This window comes from Bosea sp. AS-1 (assembly GCF_002220095.1).
GTDB lineage: Bacteria > Pseudomonadota > Alphaproteobacteria > Rhizobiales > Beijerinckiaceae > Allobosea.
The window spans coordinates 4,145,972-4,162,515 of sequence record NZ_CP022372.1 but is presented as its reverse complement, the minus strand read 5'-3'; the positions used below and the strand labels follow the sequence as shown (position 1 = coordinate 4,162,515).

18 protein-coding genes are annotated in these 16,544 nt (G+C 67.0%); 11 read left to right on the top strand and 7 right to left on the bottom strand.

Annotated features, from left to right (window positions below):
* The first annotated feature begins 136 nt into the window (after positions 1-136).
* A complete protein-coding gene (locus CE453_RS21570; protein WP_210191860.1) occupies positions 137-1,765 on the top strand; it encodes a methyl-accepting chemotaxis protein in 1,629 nt (542 codons plus the stop codon).
* Positions 1,766-1,830: 65 nt separating this feature from the next.
* On the opposite strand, the gene CE453_RS21565 is transcribed toward CE453_RS21570, so the two are convergent.
* Positions 1,831-2,433, bottom strand: coding sequence for a superoxide dismutase (locus CE453_RS21565; RefSeq protein ID WP_089176432.1), 603 nt, complete (start codon positions 2,431-2,433; stop codon positions 1,831-1,833).
* A 289-nt stretch (positions 2,434-2,722) separates the two neighbouring features.
* Between CE453_RS21565 and CE453_RS21560 the strand changes: the two genes are divergently transcribed.
* Complete coding sequence (locus CE453_RS21560) at positions 2,723-4,108, top strand: hypothetical protein (protein WP_089176431.1); 1,386 nt, start codon at positions 2,723-2,725, stop codon at positions 4,106-4,108.
* 15 nt (positions 4,109-4,123) lie between these two features.
* Here the strand turns inward: CE453_RS21560 and CE453_RS21555 are convergent, their stop codons facing one another.
* Entirely contained in the window at positions 4,124-6,301 is a 2,178-nt protein-coding gene (locus CE453_RS21555; protein ID WP_089176430.1) for a S9 family peptidase, read from the bottom strand.
* A 329-nt stretch (positions 6,302-6,630) separates the two neighbouring features.
* Here CE453_RS21555 and CE453_RS21550 point away from each other — a divergent pair, with 329 nt between their 5' ends.
* The 3 genes from CE453_RS21550 (at position 6,631) to CE453_RS21540 (ending at position 8,401) form a co-directional block, all read left to right on the top strand.
* Entirely contained in the window at positions 6,631-7,047 is a 417-nt protein-coding gene (locus CE453_RS21550) for a Ros/MucR family transcriptional regulator (RefSeq protein ID WP_089176429.1), read from the top strand.
* Between the two features lie 191 nt (positions 7,048-7,238).
* Complete coding sequence (locus tag CE453_RS21545; protein ID WP_089176428.1) at positions 7,239-7,604, top strand: helix-turn-helix domain-containing protein; 366 nt, start codon at positions 7,239-7,241, stop codon at positions 7,602-7,604.
* Positions 7,604-8,401, top strand: a complete 798-nt coding sequence (locus tag CE453_RS21540; protein WP_089176427.1) for a DUF6456 domain-containing protein — start codon at positions 7,604-7,606, stop codon at positions 8,399-8,401. The genes CE453_RS21545 and CE453_RS21540 overlap by 1 nt, the downstream gene beginning before the upstream one ends.
* Before the next feature lie 27 nt (positions 8,402-8,428).
* Here CE453_RS21540 and CE453_RS21535 read toward each other — a convergent pair whose 3' ends face one another.
* Together CE453_RS21535 and CE453_RS21530 are read right to left on the bottom strand one after the other, a co-directional pair.
* Positions 8,429-8,854 carry a SufE family protein gene (locus CE453_RS21535; protein ID WP_089176426.1) on the bottom strand — a complete coding sequence of 142 codons (426 nt, stop codon included), beginning with the start codon at positions 8,852-8,854 and terminating at the stop codon, positions 8,429-8,431.
* Positions 8,855-8,931: 77 nt separating this feature from the next.
* The gene (locus CE453_RS21530) at positions 8,932-9,207 is read right to left on the bottom strand and encodes a hypothetical protein (RefSeq protein WP_157733140.1); all 276 of its coding nucleotides are present in this window, start codon (positions 9,205-9,207) and stop codon (positions 8,932-8,934) included.
* Between the two features lie 319 nt (positions 9,208-9,526).
* On the opposite strand from CE453_RS21530, the gene CE453_RS21525 reads away from it, so the two are divergent.
* From CE453_RS21525 to CE453_RS21515, 3 genes are read left to right on the top strand one after another with little or no spacing between them, the layout of a single operon-like run.
* On the top strand, positions 9,527-11,335 hold the full coding sequence (locus tag CE453_RS21525) for a sensor histidine kinase (protein ID WP_089176424.1): 1,809 nt from the start codon (positions 9,527-9,529) through the stop codon (positions 11,333-11,335).
* Between the two features lie 15 nt (positions 11,336-11,350).
* Positions 11,351-11,956 (top strand): hypothetical protein, encoded by a 606-nt coding sequence (locus tag CE453_RS21520; protein ID WP_157733139.1) that lies wholly within the window; start codon positions 11,351-11,353, stop codon positions 11,954-11,956.
* A 16-nt stretch (positions 11,957-11,972) separates the two neighbouring features.
* Positions 11,973-12,308 carry a DUF1491 family protein gene (locus CE453_RS21515; protein WP_089176422.1) on the top strand — a complete coding sequence of 112 codons (336 nt, stop codon included), beginning with the start codon at positions 11,973-11,975 and terminating at the stop codon, positions 12,306-12,308.
* Here the strand turns inward: CE453_RS21515 and CE453_RS21510 are convergent.
* Entirely contained in the window at positions 12,305-13,444 is a 1,140-nt protein-coding gene (locus CE453_RS21510; protein ID WP_089176421.1) for a DUF2336 domain-containing protein, read from the bottom strand. The two genes, CE453_RS21515 and CE453_RS21510, sit on opposite strands and share 4 nt — an antisense overlap.
* Before the next feature lie 162 nt (positions 13,445-13,606).
* Between CE453_RS21510 and CE453_RS21505 the strand changes: the two genes are divergently transcribed.
* Positions 13,607-13,816 carry a hypothetical protein gene (locus CE453_RS21505; protein WP_089176420.1) on the top strand — a complete coding sequence of 70 codons (210 nt, stop codon included), beginning with the start codon at positions 13,607-13,609 and terminating at the stop codon, positions 13,814-13,816.
* Positions 13,813-14,607, top strand: a complete 795-nt coding sequence (locus tag CE453_RS21500) for a hypothetical protein (protein ID WP_157733138.1) — start codon at positions 13,813-13,815, stop codon at positions 14,605-14,607. The genes CE453_RS21505 and CE453_RS21500 overlap by 4 nt, the downstream gene beginning before the upstream one ends.
* Before the next feature lie 18 nt (positions 14,608-14,625).
* On the opposite strand, the gene CE453_RS21495 is transcribed toward CE453_RS21500, so the two are convergent.
* Entirely contained in the window at positions 14,626-15,276 is a 651-nt protein-coding gene (locus tag CE453_RS21495) for a DUF1254 domain-containing protein (RefSeq protein WP_089176418.1), read from the bottom strand.
* On the bottom strand, positions 15,273-15,848 hold the full coding sequence (locus CE453_RS21490) for a DUF1214 domain-containing protein (protein WP_089176417.1): 576 nt from the start codon (positions 15,846-15,848) through the stop codon (positions 15,273-15,275). Before CE453_RS21490 ends, CE453_RS21495 begins: the two co-directional genes overlap by 4 nt.
* Before the next feature lie 167 nt (positions 15,849-16,015).
* On the opposite strand from CE453_RS21490, the gene arr reads away from it, so the two are divergent.
* Positions 16,016-16,444: an NAD(+)--rifampin ADP-ribosyltransferase gene (gene arr, locus CE453_RS21485; RefSeq protein ID WP_198302176.1), complete on the top strand. Its 429-nt coding sequence runs from the start codon at positions 16,016-16,018 to the stop codon at positions 16,442-16,444.
* Positions 16,445-16,544: the final 100 nt, after the last annotated feature.

Here is a 16,544-nt window from a genome sequence, read left to right as displayed (position 1 = left end):
CCCGCCGCGCGCATTCTTGCGGGGGTGGTGGGGCGCCGTTCGTCGAGGGATCGCGCCGAGTTCGAAGGGCAGTCGCTCGATGGCATGGTTGATGCGGGCGGCCGGGGCGGCTGGCGACAAGCGGGCGGAAGCCCGGATGAAGGGTCCGAGCTCCCTGAGCCGGCAGATCGCGCTGGCAGCCGTGATCATCGTCGCTGCCGCCATCATCTTCGTCGTGATGGCCGTGGCGCGCTATAATGACAGCCGCACGCGTGCCGATCTCGACCAGAAGGCGACCGCGCTCACCCTGATGGTCGCGAACGCCGCGCCCTCGCCGATCCTGTCGCGCGACAATCTGATCCTGGCCAATATCCTGGAATCGCTGCGGCGCGATCCCGATTTCGACGCGGCCATCGTGGCCGATGATCTGGTCTCGCTGGCCTCGGCCGGGCGCAGCGAGGAAGCCCGGCTCTCTCTCACGCCGCGCGTGCTGACCCAGGCGATCGGTCAGGAGCCCTGGAAGAAGCTTCTGGATGGCGGTCCCATCGAAATCGAGGACGGAGCCAGCATCACCAAGATCCAGCCGGTGCGCATTTCCGGCAAGCAGATCGGCTATGTCGCCGCCCGTTTCGACAAGACCCGGCTCGTTGCGAGGGCCGCCTGGGAGCAGTTCGTCATCATCGGCCTCGGGCTGGCGGTCCTCGTCGTGCTGGGGCCGCTGCTCTGGGTCTCGCTGTCGCGTACGATGCGGCCGCTGCGGGGCATGACCAATGCCATCGTCAGCATCTCCGACGGCAATCTCGACACGCCGATCGATGCCCTGGAGCGTCGCGACGAGATCGGCGCCATCGCCCGTGCGCTCGGCGTGCTCAAGATCAGGCTGGCCGAACGGGCCGCGCTGGAGGAGAAGCAGAACCTGTCCGAATCCGAACGCCGGGTCCGGCAGCAGAATGTCGACGGCGCCATCGCGATGTTCCGCAACGAGGTCGGCATGGCGCTCGAAGCCTTCAAGAGCAATGCCGACCAGATGCAGGAGGCCTCCGGCGGGCTGGCGCGCGTCGCCGCGGAATCCTCCGAGCGTGCCGCTCGCGCCGCCGACAACGCGCATGACGCCTCCGGCAATGTCGAGAGTGCAGCTCAGGCGGCCGAGGAGATGGGGGCGGCGATCCGCGAGGTCGAGTTCCAGGTCCGGCGCGTCCGGACCGAGATCGTCGAGGCAGCTTCAGCCTCGCGCGATACCGCCGGCTCGGTCCAGGAGCTGGACGAGACGGCGCGAGCCATTGGTGAGGTGGTGAACCTCATTCGCGACATCGCGGCGCAGACCAACCTTCTGGCGCTCAATGCCACCATCGAGGCCGCACGGGCCGGCGAGGCCGGGCGCGGCTTCGCGGTCGTCGCCTCCGAGGTCAAGTCGCTTGCCGCGCAGACGGCCGACGCGACGGACCGTATCGTCTCGCAGGTTGCTGCCATTCAGGGGGCGACGGGGCAGGTCGTCGGCGCGATCCAGAACATCGCGGTGCGGATGAACGCGATCGAGACCTTCGCCAATTCGGTCGCCGTCTCGATCGAGCAGCAAGCGCTTGCAACCGGCGAGATCGCCAGCGGTGTCGCCATGGCGAGCTCGTCGGCCTTGTCCGTGTCGAGCGACCTTAGCGTGCTCGCCGACAGCGTCGAGGAGACCGGCCGCTCGGCGGAGCAGGTTCGCAGCGCGGCCGGCGAAGTGGCGGCCCAGGCGCAGCGCCTCGATTCGACGGTGGATCAGTTCCTGCGCAGCGTCGCCGTCTGAAGCGATGGCGACTCCGCACAAAAAAACGGGGCCGTAAGGCCCCGTTTCGATTCCGATCGGCGAGATCAGCCCTTGGCGGCTTTCTCGTACAGCTCCGCCACATACTCCCAGTTCACCAGGCTCTCGAGGAAGGCCTTGAGGTAGTCGGGGCGGCGGTTGCGATAGTCGATGTAGTAGGAGTGCTCCCAGACGTCGACGCCGAGGACCGGCGTGCCGCCATGGACCAGCGGGTTCTCACCGTTCGGGGTCTTGCTGACGGCGAGCTTGCCGCCCTTGACCTCGAGCCAGGCCCAGCCCGAGCCGAACTGGCCGACGCCGGCGGCGGTGAAGTCTTCCTTGAACTTGTCGACCGACCCGAACGAGTCGACGATCGCCTTCTCGAGCGAGCCCGGGATCTTGCCGCCGCCATTCGGCTTCATCCACTTCCAGAAATGGTTGTGGTTGTAGTTCTGGCCGGCATTGTTGAAGATCGCCGCGTTCTTCCCGAAGGAGGCCTTGACGATCTCCTCGAGCGGCTTGCCCTCGAATTCCGTCCCCTTGATCGCATTGTTCAGGTTGTTGACATAGGCAAGGTGATGCTTGTCGTGATGGTATTCCAGCGTCTCTTTCGACATGAAGGGCTGGAGCGCGTCATGAGCATAGGGAAGGTCAGGAAGAGTAAAGGACATTAGGCCTCTCCTTGGGCTGTGAAATGGCTTGAATCAGAATGGCTTGCCATTCGGAGGCGGGGCCATGACAACCCGGCCGCTCCGCCTGGATAGTTAAGCGTCCGCGCGCGCCTCGACAACCGCCAAGACTGCGAAAAGCCCATGTCTCCTCGACAGGCGGCCATAATCGGGCCAGATTCCTCTCCTTAAGCCTGGGGTCATTGGAAACTCTCTCTTATTCAATACGTTAGATATTGGCACGCACACGCCCGCTTGCGGGGCGACGCAGGCCTGCATCAAGGATGCCGCATTGATCGCGATTTTCTCTCTTCTCGGCCTCGTGCTTTTCGGTGGTGGTCTCTATGCCATCTATGATGGCTGGCCCTACCTGGTGCTGGAGCGTGGCTTCACCGAGGTCATCATCGGCTCGATCGCCGCGACGGGCGGTCTCATCATGCTGTCGCTCGCCTGGGTCCTGAAGCAGATCAAGACGCTCAGGACAGAGTTGGCGGAGGCCGCCGAGGCGCGCGCGTCCAACCCGGCTCCGATCGAGGTGGTTACCCCAGCCGTGTCTGCCGTGCCGCGTGAGACGGGATCGGTGGGCGAGGCACCCGCGTCCTGGCCGGTTGGAGCTGCGGCTGTCGGCGCCGGCGCCATCGGCATTGGCGCTGCTGCGATAGCGGTGACGGCTGCGGAGAAATCCGAGCCCGCCCATGCGGATTCCGACACGCTCGGGCGGGATCTCTTTGGAGCTCTCGTCGCCGACCAACTTGTCCCGCCCGAGGAGGACAAGGAGCATCGGGACGAGCCGCTCGAGCCCGCACGCGACGAGGCCGTGGCGGACATGTTCGACACGGAGATGGTCGAGACGGTTGCGGAGGCACCCGACCATACGGTTGCAGGCGACGAGGAAAGCCATGATCCGGCCGAGATCGTCGCTGCCAGGACGCACGCGGCGGATCAGCACGAAGCTCCCGTCCACCGCGACGAAGAGGCGGAGCCGGCCGCGCCGGATGTCGATTCCGACGAAGTCCACTTCGAACACGATGCGATAGACACGGAAGAACAGCCCTCTGCCAAGGGGAGCGCCGAGCGAGACGAGTTTGCGGCGCTGCGCGAGAGCCTGACCAACCAGCTGGGCGGGTTGCATCGCCCCGCGGGCCGCATCGAGCCTTCGCTGGCATCCGAGGAGGATCCCTTCGCCGAGGCGGAGGCCTGGATTGTGCCCTCGAACGAGCGCCGGGAGCCGTCATTCGACGCGCCGCCCGCTGCCTTCGAAGCTGCGAAGGAGCCGCCGGTGCCGGTCTGGCCGCCGCGCACGGGACCGCAGGACATTGCTGCTGCCGAGCCGGAGGAGCCGGAGCCCTTGCATGAAGGGGCAGCTCACGAGGAAAGCCTCAATGATGCTGCAGACGAGGCCGCGCCCGTAGGCGAGGCCGAACGGGACGAGCCGGAAGAGGCGCAGGATGACGAGCTGACAGAGGCGGCTGCTCCCGCCGCACCCCAGCCCGCAGCGCAGGAGCCGGCAGCCTCGGAGGAGGGCATCGTCGGCGCCTATCAGGTGGGCGAGACCCATTTCACCATCTATGCCGATGGTTCGATCCGCGCCCGCACGCCTGACGGCGAGTACAGCTTCGCTTCGATGGACGAGCTTAAGGTCTATCTCGCCAGCGAGAAGAGCCGGCTCGGCGCCTGACGCCGAGTCTCAAGCTTATATACCTGTCTTTGCCGCCGGCCAGCCTTCGCTCACGGCCTTGACCGCAAAGGCGTAGGCCAGCGCCGTCTCCTTCAGGGAATCGAAGCGTCCGGCCGCGCCGCCGTGGCCCGCTTCCATATTGGTATGGAGCAGGATCGGCCCGCCGCCGGTCATGGTCGCGCGCAGCCGCGCCACCCACTTCGCCGGCTCCCAATAGGTCACGCGCGGATCGGTCAGGCCGCCCATCGCCAGGATCGGCGGATAGTCCTGCGCCGTGACGTTGTCGTAAGGCGAGTAGCTGCGGATCGTCTCGAAGGCTTTGACGTCGCGGATCGGGTCGCCCCATTCGGGCCATTCCGGCGGCGTCAGCGGCAAGGTGTCGTCGAGGATGGTGTTGAGCACGTCGACGAAGGGCACCTCGGCGACGATGCCGGCGAACAGTTCCGGCGCCATGTTGGCGACCGCGCCCATCAGCATGCCGCCCGCGCTGCCGCCCTCCGCGACGATCCGTCCACGGCTGGTGAAGCCCGCATCGGCAAGTGCTTCCGCGGCAGCGATGAAGTCGGTGAAGCTGTTGCGCTTCTTTTCACGCTTGCCGTCGAGATACCAGCGCCAGCCCTTGTCGGTGCCGCCGCGAATATGGGCGATGGCATAGACGAAGCCGCGGTCGACCAGGCTGAGCGGCCGTGTCCGAAAAGCGGCCGACATCGCGGAGCCATACGAGCCGTAGCCGTAGAGCAGGCAGGGCGCGCTGCCGTCGAGTTTCAGATCGGCCCGATGCAGGATCGAGATCGGCACGCGCTCGCCGTCCTTCGCGGTGGCGAAGATGCGCCGGACCTTGTAGGCGGCGGGGTCATGGCCGGACGGCACCTCCTGCCGCTTCAACAAGGTGCGCGCGCCGGTCGCGAGGTCGTAATCATAGGTTTCGGTCGGACGCGCCATCGAGGCGTAGAGGAAACGCAGCGTGTTCGTGTCGAACTCGTAGCCGGCATCCATGCCGAGCCCATAGGCCTCCTCGTCGAAGGCGATACTGCTTTCCGTGCCGCTCGCGAGATCACGGATCACAATGCGTGGCAGGCCTTCTTCGCGCTCCAGTCGGATCAGCCGGCCCTTGAGGCAGACATGGTCGAGGATCAGCCGGCCCTGCTTGTGGGGAACGAGGTCGCGCCATCGCTCCGGAGCCGGATCGTCGAGCGGAGCCGTCACGATCTTGAAGTCTTCCGCCCCTTCGGCATTGGTCAGGATCAGGAAGTCGCCGGCATGATGCTCGACGCTGTATTGGCGCCCGGGCTGGCGTGCGGCCAGGAGCTGAAGCGTGGCCCCTGCGGCATTGAGGTCGAGCAGCCGGATCTCGGAGGTCTCGTGGTCGCTGATCGAGATCAGCAGGAAGCGGCCGGACTGGGTCTTGTCGATATCGACGAACATCCCGGCATCGGCTTCGTCATGCAGCAGCTCGTCCGTCTCGGTCGTGGTGCCGAGGCGGTGGCGCAGCACGCGTGACGGCCGGTGATCGGCATCGAGCGCGACATAGAAGAAGGAGCGGGAATCGCTCGCCCAGACGATCTCGCCGGTCGTGTCGTTAACCTCGTCGGCGAGATCTTCACCGGTTTCGAGATCGCGGACGCGGATCTTGTGCAGCTCCGATCCAGCCTCGTCCGCGCTCCAGGCGAGAAGACGGTGATTGGGACTGTGGGCGGTGTCGCCGAGGTCGAAGAAATCCTTCCCCTCGGCCAGGGCGTCGGCGTCGAGCATGATCCGCTCGCGGCCTTTTCCCTTGCCGCTGTCCTGCCCGTCGCGAGGACGACGGCAGATCAGCGGATGCTCGGCGCCCTTGCGGTAACGCGAATAATAAAGCCAGGCGCCATCCGGCTGCGGGACGCTGGAATCGTCTTCCTTGATTCGTCCACGCATCTCCTTGACGAGATCGCGCTGGAGGCCGCGGGTCGAGGCCATCAGCGCCTTGCAGTAGGCATTCTCCGCGTCCAGATAGGCCCGGATGTCGGTGGGCAGCGCATCCGGCTCGCGCAGAACTTCCTTCCAGTTCGGGGCGCGCAGCCAGTCATAGTCGTCACGCAGGATAACGCCATGGACGACGCTCTCCTTCGTCCGGACGGCCGCCCGGGGCGGTGCCGGCAGGCGGCTGGATCGACGCGATGTGCCGCTCTGATCGCGACGGCCGGGGGCAGGGCGCATAAGGAGTACTCCGTGGCGGATGTCCGAGAGGTAGAGGGCTGCCGCTACCCTGACAAGACGCGCCGGTTGCCTGCGGATTTACCTTGGCGCGCCTTGGAATTCGCAGTCATGTTTGATGTTGAATATTGCTGCGGAATATTCTTGTTCGATCGAATTGTTCACTTGCATGACTAAGCAGTATCCATTACAGGCTGAACGCGATAGAACGGGTCGATGATTCTGATGTCGATGGTGGTTGCCACTATTGACAAGGTTGGCCAGAGGGGTCGGGTGCTCATAGACGGGCGGCCGGCGAAAGCACAGCAAGAACGATAAGGAGCGACATAACTATGGCCGATACCGAGGGAGCGGACTTCATCGAACTGACGGCAGATATCGTTTCTGCCTACGTTTCCAACAATTCTGTTCCTGCGTCCGACTTGCCGGCTCTGATCAGCGAGGTTCATTCCGCGCTGAATCGTGTCATCGGCGGCGCAGCGCCTGTGATTCCGGTTGAGGCTCCGAAGCCGGCGATCCCGGTGAAGAAGTCGATTACTGCCGATTATCTGGTCTGTCTCGAGGACGGAAAGAAGTTCAAGTCGCTGAAGCGTCACCTGCGCACGCAATACAATATGTCGCCGGAGCAGTATCGTGAGAAGTGGGGCCTGCCGCCCGACTATCCGATGGTCGCGCCGAACTATGCCGAGGCCCGTTCGCAGCTTGCGAAGAAGATGGGTCTGGGCCAGCAGCGCCGCAAGCGTCGCTGACAAGCGCGACGACGCAGCTTTCTGCAGAGGAAAAAGCCGCCGGATTTCCGGCGGCTTTTTTCATGGCCGCGTTCCCGGGGACTGCGCGGGGATAACTCTGGCGCCGGGCTTGCCAAGCCTGATCTAAGAATATAATCCTATGTCCTTGAGCTCGGGCTGGAGAGCGTCGCGTCCGGGAATGGGAACGTATCATGAACAATATCGACGTCGGCTCTGACATCGTCTTGCAGGAGGCTGCCGGGGCGAGGCTTGCGGAAGCGGTCATCGCTGCCGCGGCAAAAATTCCAGCGCGAAAGCTGAGGACCACCAACCGCGGCCGGCAGCAGATCGCCGCCGCACGTCAACGGGCGATGTATCTCGCTCACGTGACCTTCGGGCTCAGCCTCACACGTGTTGGCATCTGCTTCGGCCGCGACCGGACGACGGTGCGCCATGCCTGCGCCTTGGTGGAGGATAGTCGCGACGATCCGCGTTGCGAGTTGGGGTTGAGTGCGCTTGAAGCAGCGCTTCTCGCTGCCCGCTCAAGCCTGTCGCTCGAGCCGGGGGAGGCAGTCTGATGACCGGGGAGAGCGAACGCCGCGATCGCATCCGGCTGCTGAATCACCTCGCCGAGCCCGGCGCCTATGGCGTTGTCTCACCGCTCGGATGCGGCCGGATCGCCTTGTATCGCGAGCGTGGCGGCGCCAGCCTCGGGGCCGGCTATGTCACCGCGCAGGCCGCGGCCGCGCTCGTTGGGGAGGGGGTGGCCGTCTGGCGGGCCGAGGGCAGGCGTACGCGCCTCGTCCTGGCGGACCGGGCCGCTACGCAGGCCGATCCCGTGACCTCGCCAGCCGATACGCCGCCGAAACAGGCCGCAAGGTTCGACGATCGCGAAAGCCCGTTGCTCTGGCTTCACCGTCGTCCCGGCAAGGACGGCAAGCCGCAGATCGACGATGCCGAATTCGCCGCCGGCGAGCGTTTCCGGGCGGATCTCACCCGCGCCGGGATGCTGCCGCGCACGACGATGAACTGGGATGCGGCATTGACTCCGGACGAGCGCGGCCCTGGCCCGCGCGATCCCGCCGGCGCCTCCGACGCCGCCATCGCGGCCCGTCAGCGGGTCCGGCGCGCTTGCGAGCAGCTCGGGCCCGAGCTCTCCGGCCTGGCCATCGATGTCTGCGGCTTCCTCAAGGGGCTCGATCTGATCGAGCGCGAGAGGCGCTGGCCGGCCCGCTCGGCCAAGGTGGTGCTCCGCGTCGCGCTGGCAACGCTGGCCTCTCATTACGGGACGGATCGCGGCGGCAAACCGTCCGGCCTCAGGGGATGGCAGGCGCCCGGAGCGAGACCTGAGATCCAGCCCGCGGTCGAACCCTAGGTAACGGGGAGTGAAAGGTCGGAAACCTCACGCCGCGGCGGCGCGGGCGTCGTTCTTGATCCGCTCGATCATGGCGCGCACGCCGTTGGAGCGCTGCGGCGTGAGATGTGCGGCGAGGCCGAGCTTCTCGTAGATGGCGAAGGCGTCCGTCGCGAGGATTTCCTCGGCCTTCCGGCCCGAAAAGATCGCGAGCGCGAGCGCGACCAGCCCGCGGACGATGTGAGCGTCGCTGTCGCCGCGGAAATGCAGGCGCGTCTGCGGGCCCGGGCCGTCTTCGCTGTGCATGTCGAGCCAGACCTGGCTGGCGCAGCCGCGCACCTTGTTGGCGTCGTTATGCGCCTCTTCCGGCAGCGGCTCGAGGCTCTTGCCGAGCTCGATCAGGTAGCGATAGCGATCGTCCCATTCGTCGAGCAGCTCGAAATTGGCGACGATCTCGTCGAGAGTGGTGGTCATGTCCTGCCTGGCCGCCCTTCGCCTCATGCGGGGCCGGCGCGCTCTCTTCCCGCGGCTTGCGGGTCTGCGTCAAGCATTCAACGCTGCGCGGGCCGAGTTGTTGCGACCGAGGCGACGGCATTGAGGACGCGTCCGCGCGTTTCCGGATCAAGCCCCGCCAGGATCTGGGCCGCCTCACGCGCCGCGGTCAGGCTGCCTGTGGCGGCACGCGGTTCGGCCTGGATGACCTTCACGGCGTTCACGGCCTGCTTGACGGCCTGCGGCAGCTCGGCTTCGGCGGGCTTGCCGCCATGAACCGGCGAGTTCATCGCGATCAGGCCAATAATCGCGACCTTGCGCAGGAAGTAAGCCATCTTGATCTCCATCGCGGTTCGGGGCCGCGAGGAAGACCCTAGCCGGCGATCTCGAAAAATCGCGTCATTTCAATTGCTCAAATACGAGTCGAATGCCTGAGGCGATCTTCAGCTTCCGTTCACCCTGCTGCGAACTGCCCCAGGACCTGAAAAAGTCGGGAGAATGCGCGTAAGTTTATGATTCATTTGTGTAAAATGCGAATTCCTGATGGGCCGGCGCTCCCGAAGGCTTGCCGCCTTAAGCCCCGCTTAAATTCCCCGTGGCGAGATAGCGGGGAGCGGGCATGTCGGTCCGCGAGAGTTAGGCGTTGCGTTTTTGATGGCGATGGCAGCACTGCGGACACAGGCGGCGGCACTGGTGCATGCATCGGTGCGGGCCGACTCCTGCGAGAGGGGGCGCCATGAGCGCTTCATCCTGTCGCGGTTGCTCGTCGGTGCTTTCGCCCTGGGGCTCGCCCCGGCCTATCTCGCCTGGCGCGGTGCGCTCGGCGCCTTCGAGGCTGCGATGGTCGTGGCCGCGGCCCTGCCGCTGCTTGCCGTCTTCATTCTCTCCCGCAGCGGGCGGCTCGATATTGCGCATGCCGTCTCCGCCGCTGCGCTATCCCTCTTCGTCGTCAGCCTGGCGGCGGTGACGGGCGGCGCGAGTTCGCCGCTCCTTGCCGGGCTCGCCATCGTTCCCGTGGAGGCTGCGAGCTTCGGCGGGCGCAAATTCGTGTTTCGTGCCGGCGTGGTCGCGGTGACTGCGCTCCTGGCGGTGGTCGTCGGCGGCGAGGTCGGAGCCTTTGCCGCTCCCGCCGCCTGGATGCAGCAGGCCATGCCGCTGCTCGTCGTCGGCGCGCTGGTGCAGGCGCTCGTCGTCACGGCGCTGATGCTGCGCCGGCGCGACGCCGAACTTGGCGAATACCGCGCCTCGGACGAACGCACGCGGGCGCTTCTCGACCATGTCGGCGATCTGGTGACCTGGCATGATGCGGATGGCGCGGTCGTCTTCGCCAATGCGGCGGCGCGCACGCTGGCCGGCGCCGAGCCGCGCGACCTGATGGGGCGTGGTCTGTTCGAGCGCGTGCATATCGCCGATAGGCCACTCTTCCTGAAGGCGCTGAGCGACGCCGCCCATGGCGATACGGGTGTCAGTGCCTGCTTCCGTACCTTGTTCGTGCCACTCGAGGAGAGCGGTCAGGGGCGGGTGCCGGTCTCGCGCTGGCTCGAAATGCAGGCCCATCGCGTCGAGGGTGCCCAGGACCGCAAGGGCGCCACCGTCGTCTGCGTGATGCGTGACGTCACCGAGCGCCGGGCGCAGGACGAGGAGCTTGCCCGCGGCCATGCCGAGGCGCTGAAGGCCAACGACATCAAGGCCCGCTTCCTGGCCACGGTCAGCCACGAACTGCGCACACCGCTCAACGCCATTATCGGCTTCTCCGAAATGCTCAGCATGGACGAAGCCGGCCGGCTCGACGTCGCGAAGCGGGCCGAGTACGCCGGAATCATCCACGCTTCGGGCAATCATCTCCTCGATGTCGTCAACACCCTGCTCGACATCTCGAAGATCGAGAGCGGCGCGATGTCGATCGAGCGTGATCCGCTCGATGTCGCGGCACTCGCAAAGGATTGCTGTGCGCTGATGGCGTTGCGCGCCGAGACCGGCGGCATCGCGCTCGAACATGTGCTTGGACCGGCATTGCCGCAGGTCGAGGGGGACCGGCGCGCGCTCAAGCAGGTCGTCCTCAACCTCCTGTCCAACGCGATCAAGTTCACCCCGGCAGGCGGCCGCGTCACCCTCGCCGTCGTTCGCGATGGCGATGTCATCGACCTCTCCGTCTCCGACACCGGCATCGGCATCGCTGCCGCCGATCTGCCGCGATTGGGTGATCCCTTCTTCCAGGCCAAGGGCTCCTACGACCGTTCCCATGAGGGGACGGGCCTCGGTCTCTCGGTCGTGCGCGGGCTCGTCGGGCTGCATGGCGGACGGCTGAGCGTCGAGAGCGCGCCGGGCGTCGGCACCCGGGTTTCGGTGCGGCTGCCGCTCGGCGGCACCGAGACCGTCGAGCAGCCGGCCAAGATCGTGACCTTCGCCAGGGCTCCCCGCCGGGGCCTCGACACCAAAGAACCGCTTCGTCTGACTGCCTGAGAACGAGCTGCACCGATGTCCGCTACCATGGCCGCCCGCGCCCGCACCGGCGCCTCCTTGTCCGCCCCGGTCCGGCGGGCTCAGCCGGCGCGTCGCAAATCGCCCTCTTGGTTCGTCCAGATCATCCGGATGGCCAGCCGCCGGCCAGGGCGCGCGCTGATCTTCCTCGCCTTCGGCCTCGTCTCGCTCGCCATCGTCGCCAATGCGCTGATGTTCCAGAAGGCGCGCCACCCGCGCCCGATACTGTCCCACTCCGCGCCGGCCGAGGAGACGCGCGCTCCCGCGGCCGCCCGGCGTGCCGACCCTGCGCCAGCTCCCGCGGTGGCGCCTCCGGCCGACATCCCGGCGCTGCTCGGGCCTGGCTTGCCGCCCTCGCGCCCCAACGACCTGTCGCAGGCCCAGCCCGCCTCGCGCGAGGCTGCGCCGCGACCGCCGGCTGCGGTGACCAATGTCGCGCGTGCGCCAGCCCCCGCTCCGGCGGCGGCTCCTGCGCCGCGCGTTGCAGCGCCGCGTGATCCGATCGCCGATCTGATCAATGGCGGTGATTTCCGCCCGCCGGCCGATATCCGCGGCGCGGCGAACCGTTCGGCCGCCGCGCCGCGCCGCACGGCCTCGAACTGAGGCGGATGGCGCCGCGATGGCGCGTCTGACCTCCGAGTTCTGGGTCTCGGCCTGGCTGCGCCAGGCGGCGCTCGATGGCTTGATCGCGGTGCTGCGCCGGCGCGGTGCCGCCGAGGCCGGCGCGATCTTCGTCAAGCTCGACCGGCTGGACGGAACCGCCGCGCTCTACGGCCCGGCGCCACAGACACTTGCCGCCGATGACGGCGTGCGCCGCTTCCAGCTCCTGCTCGATTCCGACCCGCTCGCCGTCGAGGATCGCGTCACGCGCGAATTGCGCTTCGACGGGGACCTGTGGCTCGTAGAGATCGAGGACAGGGCGGGCGATCCGCGTCTGGAACTCGTGCGCGACTAGCTACGCTCCCGCTGTGGGCCGACCCGGCCCAGAATCTCCGACATCGCCGGCTGGCTTTCCGGCCTGAACGCTCCGGTCCCGGCACGCACGGGCGTGCCGCTCGGGTCCATCGCCGGTTGATGCTGTCCCCGGCGGTGCGGGGCGGCCGGCACCAGCCCTCCGATCAATTGGACGAGGCGGCGGGCGATCGCCGGCCGCGTCGAGCGCATCAAGGCGACAAGAGCGAAGATGCGCTCGACGGAGTGGGCGGATTCGTCGCCGAGGCGGATCAGGAAGCGGGTCGCTTCCTCCACCGTCGTACCGCTCGCGATGAGGGCGAGCGCCGCGAGCTCGCGCGATGAGTCGCGCTGCATGGCCTCCGCGAAGGCAGCGCCACCACCGAAGGAGCGGGCGATGGCGTCGAAAGCCTGTTCCCGGTCCTCGCTGGCCAGCGCCAGCCATTCCGAAAGGGTCGCGGCTGCGATCGGGAGCGAGCGCTCGCTGGGATGCAGTGCTTCGAGAGCGGCCAGCGAATCGAGAATGGAGAGCCGTCGTTCAGTATCGGCTCGCAGGAAAAGTGGCGCGAGTTCGAGGTTCGACAGCTCGGTGCGCTGCAGCAGCCCGGGTTGATAGGCGGGGCGATGGCGCGAGCGGGCGATCAGGATCGCTGCGGCCGTGCGGGGCAGGGGCGCAGCGGTGTTGGCGATGAGAGCGAGGTCGAGGCCTTCAGAATCGCGTTCGGCCAGCATGAGCGTCGCGACGTTCGTCAGGTCGGGGCGCGAGGCCAAAGCCGATAGCGTTTCGGCATCGCCCGTTTCCGCCAGCATCTCGATCTCGGCGGAGCCGAGCGGCAGCCCGTGCCGCAGCAGCTCGGTGAAGATGGCTCCGCCGCGAGCACGCAGTGCCTGCAGGACCGGCGCCGGCGTATGCCGCCACCCGGCGAGCTTGCGCGCGAGGATCACGGCGGTTGCCTCGTCGACGGTCGGGATCAGGGCCGTCGCCATCTCGGAGAAGGCGGCGAGATCGTCGCGTTGCGGCAATGATGCCGAGAGCAGCAGGTCGGTCTTGACCCGCAGCGACACCTGGCTGAGGTCGAGCCCGCCCTCGCGAGCGAGGCGGGCGAGACGGGCGAGTTCCTGGGCGTCGGGCTTGGTCATCGAGGCAGTAATCCGGTGTCGAGATTCAGATTATCCCCGAGGGCTTAAGACCGCGTTAACCATGTCCGGGCCTGATGATCTTGAGAGCTGCGACTCGGGGGCGGCTTCCGCACCGTTCGTGGCTCTTGTGATCGCAACCAGGCGCTGAGCAAGGAGGCGCACATGGCCGACGTCATCCCCTTCGCGCTATGGCGGCGCTACCAGCCGCGAACCTGCGCTTTCCCGCAGGAAAACGCCGAGATTCTGTTCTTCACCGGGGTGCGCTACGAGCGTCCCACCGAGCCCGGGCCGCAGCAGGCCGGCTTGCCGCACGGCCGCCGCCAGGCTCCCGGCAAGGCGATCAGCCGCAGGAAGGCAAGGCAGCCGGCGTGACCGACTCCAGGACTGCAAAGCCGTGCGCCGGGTTCGGTCTCGGCGCGGTGGGGTCTGCCCTGCTGCTCGCTCTGCTGGCCTCGGCCTGCACCGCGACGACCGGCGATCTCGGCCGCCCGCGGCCGACCGTATGGTCGCAGCTTCTGGCGCCCGAGGCCGGCTTTCTCGCGGCGTCGGCCCGCGGTGAGGCTGCCTCGCCCTTTCGCCTGACCGATGACGAGGAACAGATGCGCGATCGCGCCTGGCGCTTCATCATGCCCGGCAGCTCGCACAGCGTTTTCCAGGGCGAGGTGTCCAATCTTGCCCATGCGCGCATCCTGCCGGTCTCGGCCCAGTCGACCGACGTTTCCGACTATTTCCGAGGCCTGACCTCGGTGTCCTTCGCCTCGCAGGCCTCGCGCTACAACCGTATGACCGAGGATGCGAATGCCGACCGCCTGCTGATCGGCCCGTTCCGCGCCAATGCCGCACGGGTGGTCGGCATGGACCGGGTGCGGATGCGCACCGCTGAGGCCTCTCCCGATATTGCGCCGGAGAAGCAGGAGCCGGCGCTGGCCCGCGTCGTGGAGAATGAGGGCCTGATTCTCTGGGTCTGCGAGCGCCTGGATTTCCGCATCAGGAGCTATCGCCACGCGCTCGCCAACCTCGTGGTCGAGATGCCCTCGCGCGAGGCCGTCCGGGCGGAACGCGCCATCATGGCGCTGGAGGCGGAAGCCGGTCCACTCTGCAAGATGCCGCTCAACGACACCTTCGGCGACGGTGCGAAGCGGCCCGTCGTCTACAAGGGCTGATCCGTCGACGGGAAAGGCTCAGCTCGCCGGACCGCATTGGACGCCGGTGGCGAGCGCTTCCGCATCGCCCCGATCGGAGGGGCGCTTGGCGAGCACGCGCGCGACGATGAGGCCACGCTCGGTGTCGGACACCACGCGCAGCTCGCGGCTCGTTTCGCCCTCTTCGTCATTGGCGACACGCTCGTCGTATTGCGCTTCCGTCAGAACGAGGAATTCCAGCACACCACGGATCGCCGCCCTGTCGGTGATGGCGTAGATCACGCCGCCGCCCTGCCGCTGCAGCGTAAGTCCGAGCGGCAAAGTCCCGGTCCGGGCGACGACCCGCATCGGGCCGGTGGAGAGATCGTAGCTGCACACCGCTGTCACCGCATTCGGATCGGCCTCCTGCAAGGCGGACGCTTCCGCTGCGCGCGTTGGCAGCGGTACGAGCTCCGCATGTCCCGCGGCGCCGAGCTGGCGATAGGCATGCGCCGCATCGCGCAGCGACAGCGTCGGGACCAGCAGGACCGTGGCGATATGCACGATCGCGGCGAGCATGAGCCCGGCGAGCGTCGTCATCGCGAGCCGCACGGCGGCGGAGCGCAATCGCTGCGACCAGCTCCGGCGCGTTGGAACGGGCAGGGGTGCTTTCGGCGAAAGCGGCGCCGTGTCGTGGTCGATCGCGCTCATCGGCAATCGATGCGCGCGATTTGCGGCAGATTCGCCGCCCGCGTCTCTCCGGTCTGGCTGGAGACCGGCGTATCGTAGAGGCGCAAACGGAACTGGAATCGGCCGCCAGCGGGCAGGGGTAGCCAGTTGCCGGCCTGCGGCGCTGCCGCAGCGACAATCGAGAGCCGGCCATCCTCGCCGCGCACGATCTCCGCATCGGTGAAGCTCGCCCGCTCGAGCGGCAGGCGGAAGGGGCGGCCTGCGCCGTCCGTGACGCCGAGCGTCCAGCCACGTGTCGTCGGCACGGTGCCGCTCAGCCGATAGCGGCAGCGCCCATCGAGCGGCGCGCCGTCGTCGCTGCGTTCGGCGATCAGTTCCAGCCCTTCGCCGGCGCCCAGCGGCAGATGGACGCCGCGCGCCAGATAGGCCCGCATATAGGGGTCGACATCGCGACTGCCACTGCCGGGCCAGGCCATCCAGGAGCCGACCTCGACCTTGCCCACCAATGGCCGGCCGGCGACCGCCCAATGGGCCGAGACCAGCCCGAGGCCGGCCCCGAGCCCGAGGATGTAGGCGAGATCGAGAATCCGCACGCTGTCCTTCCGCGCCTGTGCTGCGTCGCAGTCCGCCGGAGTTGAACCTCGACGCCCCGGGCCGTCAACCGCCGGCTGTGTCTCGGCTTGAGTTTTGGGTTTCAGCCCGCCGTGGACGTTGGCACCTTTAGCTCATCGACTAAAAGCAGACTCACAAGATAAGGACGATGACGATGACCGGGGTGCTGGACGAGGGACCGTTTTTTCACGGCACAATCGCGGATTTGCGCGTGGGTGATTTCCTCATCGCAGGATACCGGTCGAACTATCGTCCTGAAGTGGTGATGAACCACATCTACTTCACTGCCATTGTGGACGGTGCCGGGCTTGCCGCTGAAATCGCGGCGGAACTCACCGAAGGCCGCGCAGTCCCGCGTGTTTATGTCGTAGAGCCGACCGGGACATTCGAGAACGACCCGAACGTGACCGACAAGAAGTTTCCCGGCAACCCCACTCGGTCGTATCGCAGCAGCGCACCGCTCAAGGTCACCGGCGAAATCACAGATTGGACCAGGTTGACGCCCGAAGCACTACAGGTGTGGAGAGAACGGCTGACAGCACTGCGCTCAGACGAACGAGGTGAAATCATCAACTGATGCGCGGCGGCATGCATCCTGTGCCCATTACGCGATCGAGTCGCTAGAAGGAGGCGGTCAGCCAACCACCCCACCGCCGACATTCAAACCGAGACATCGA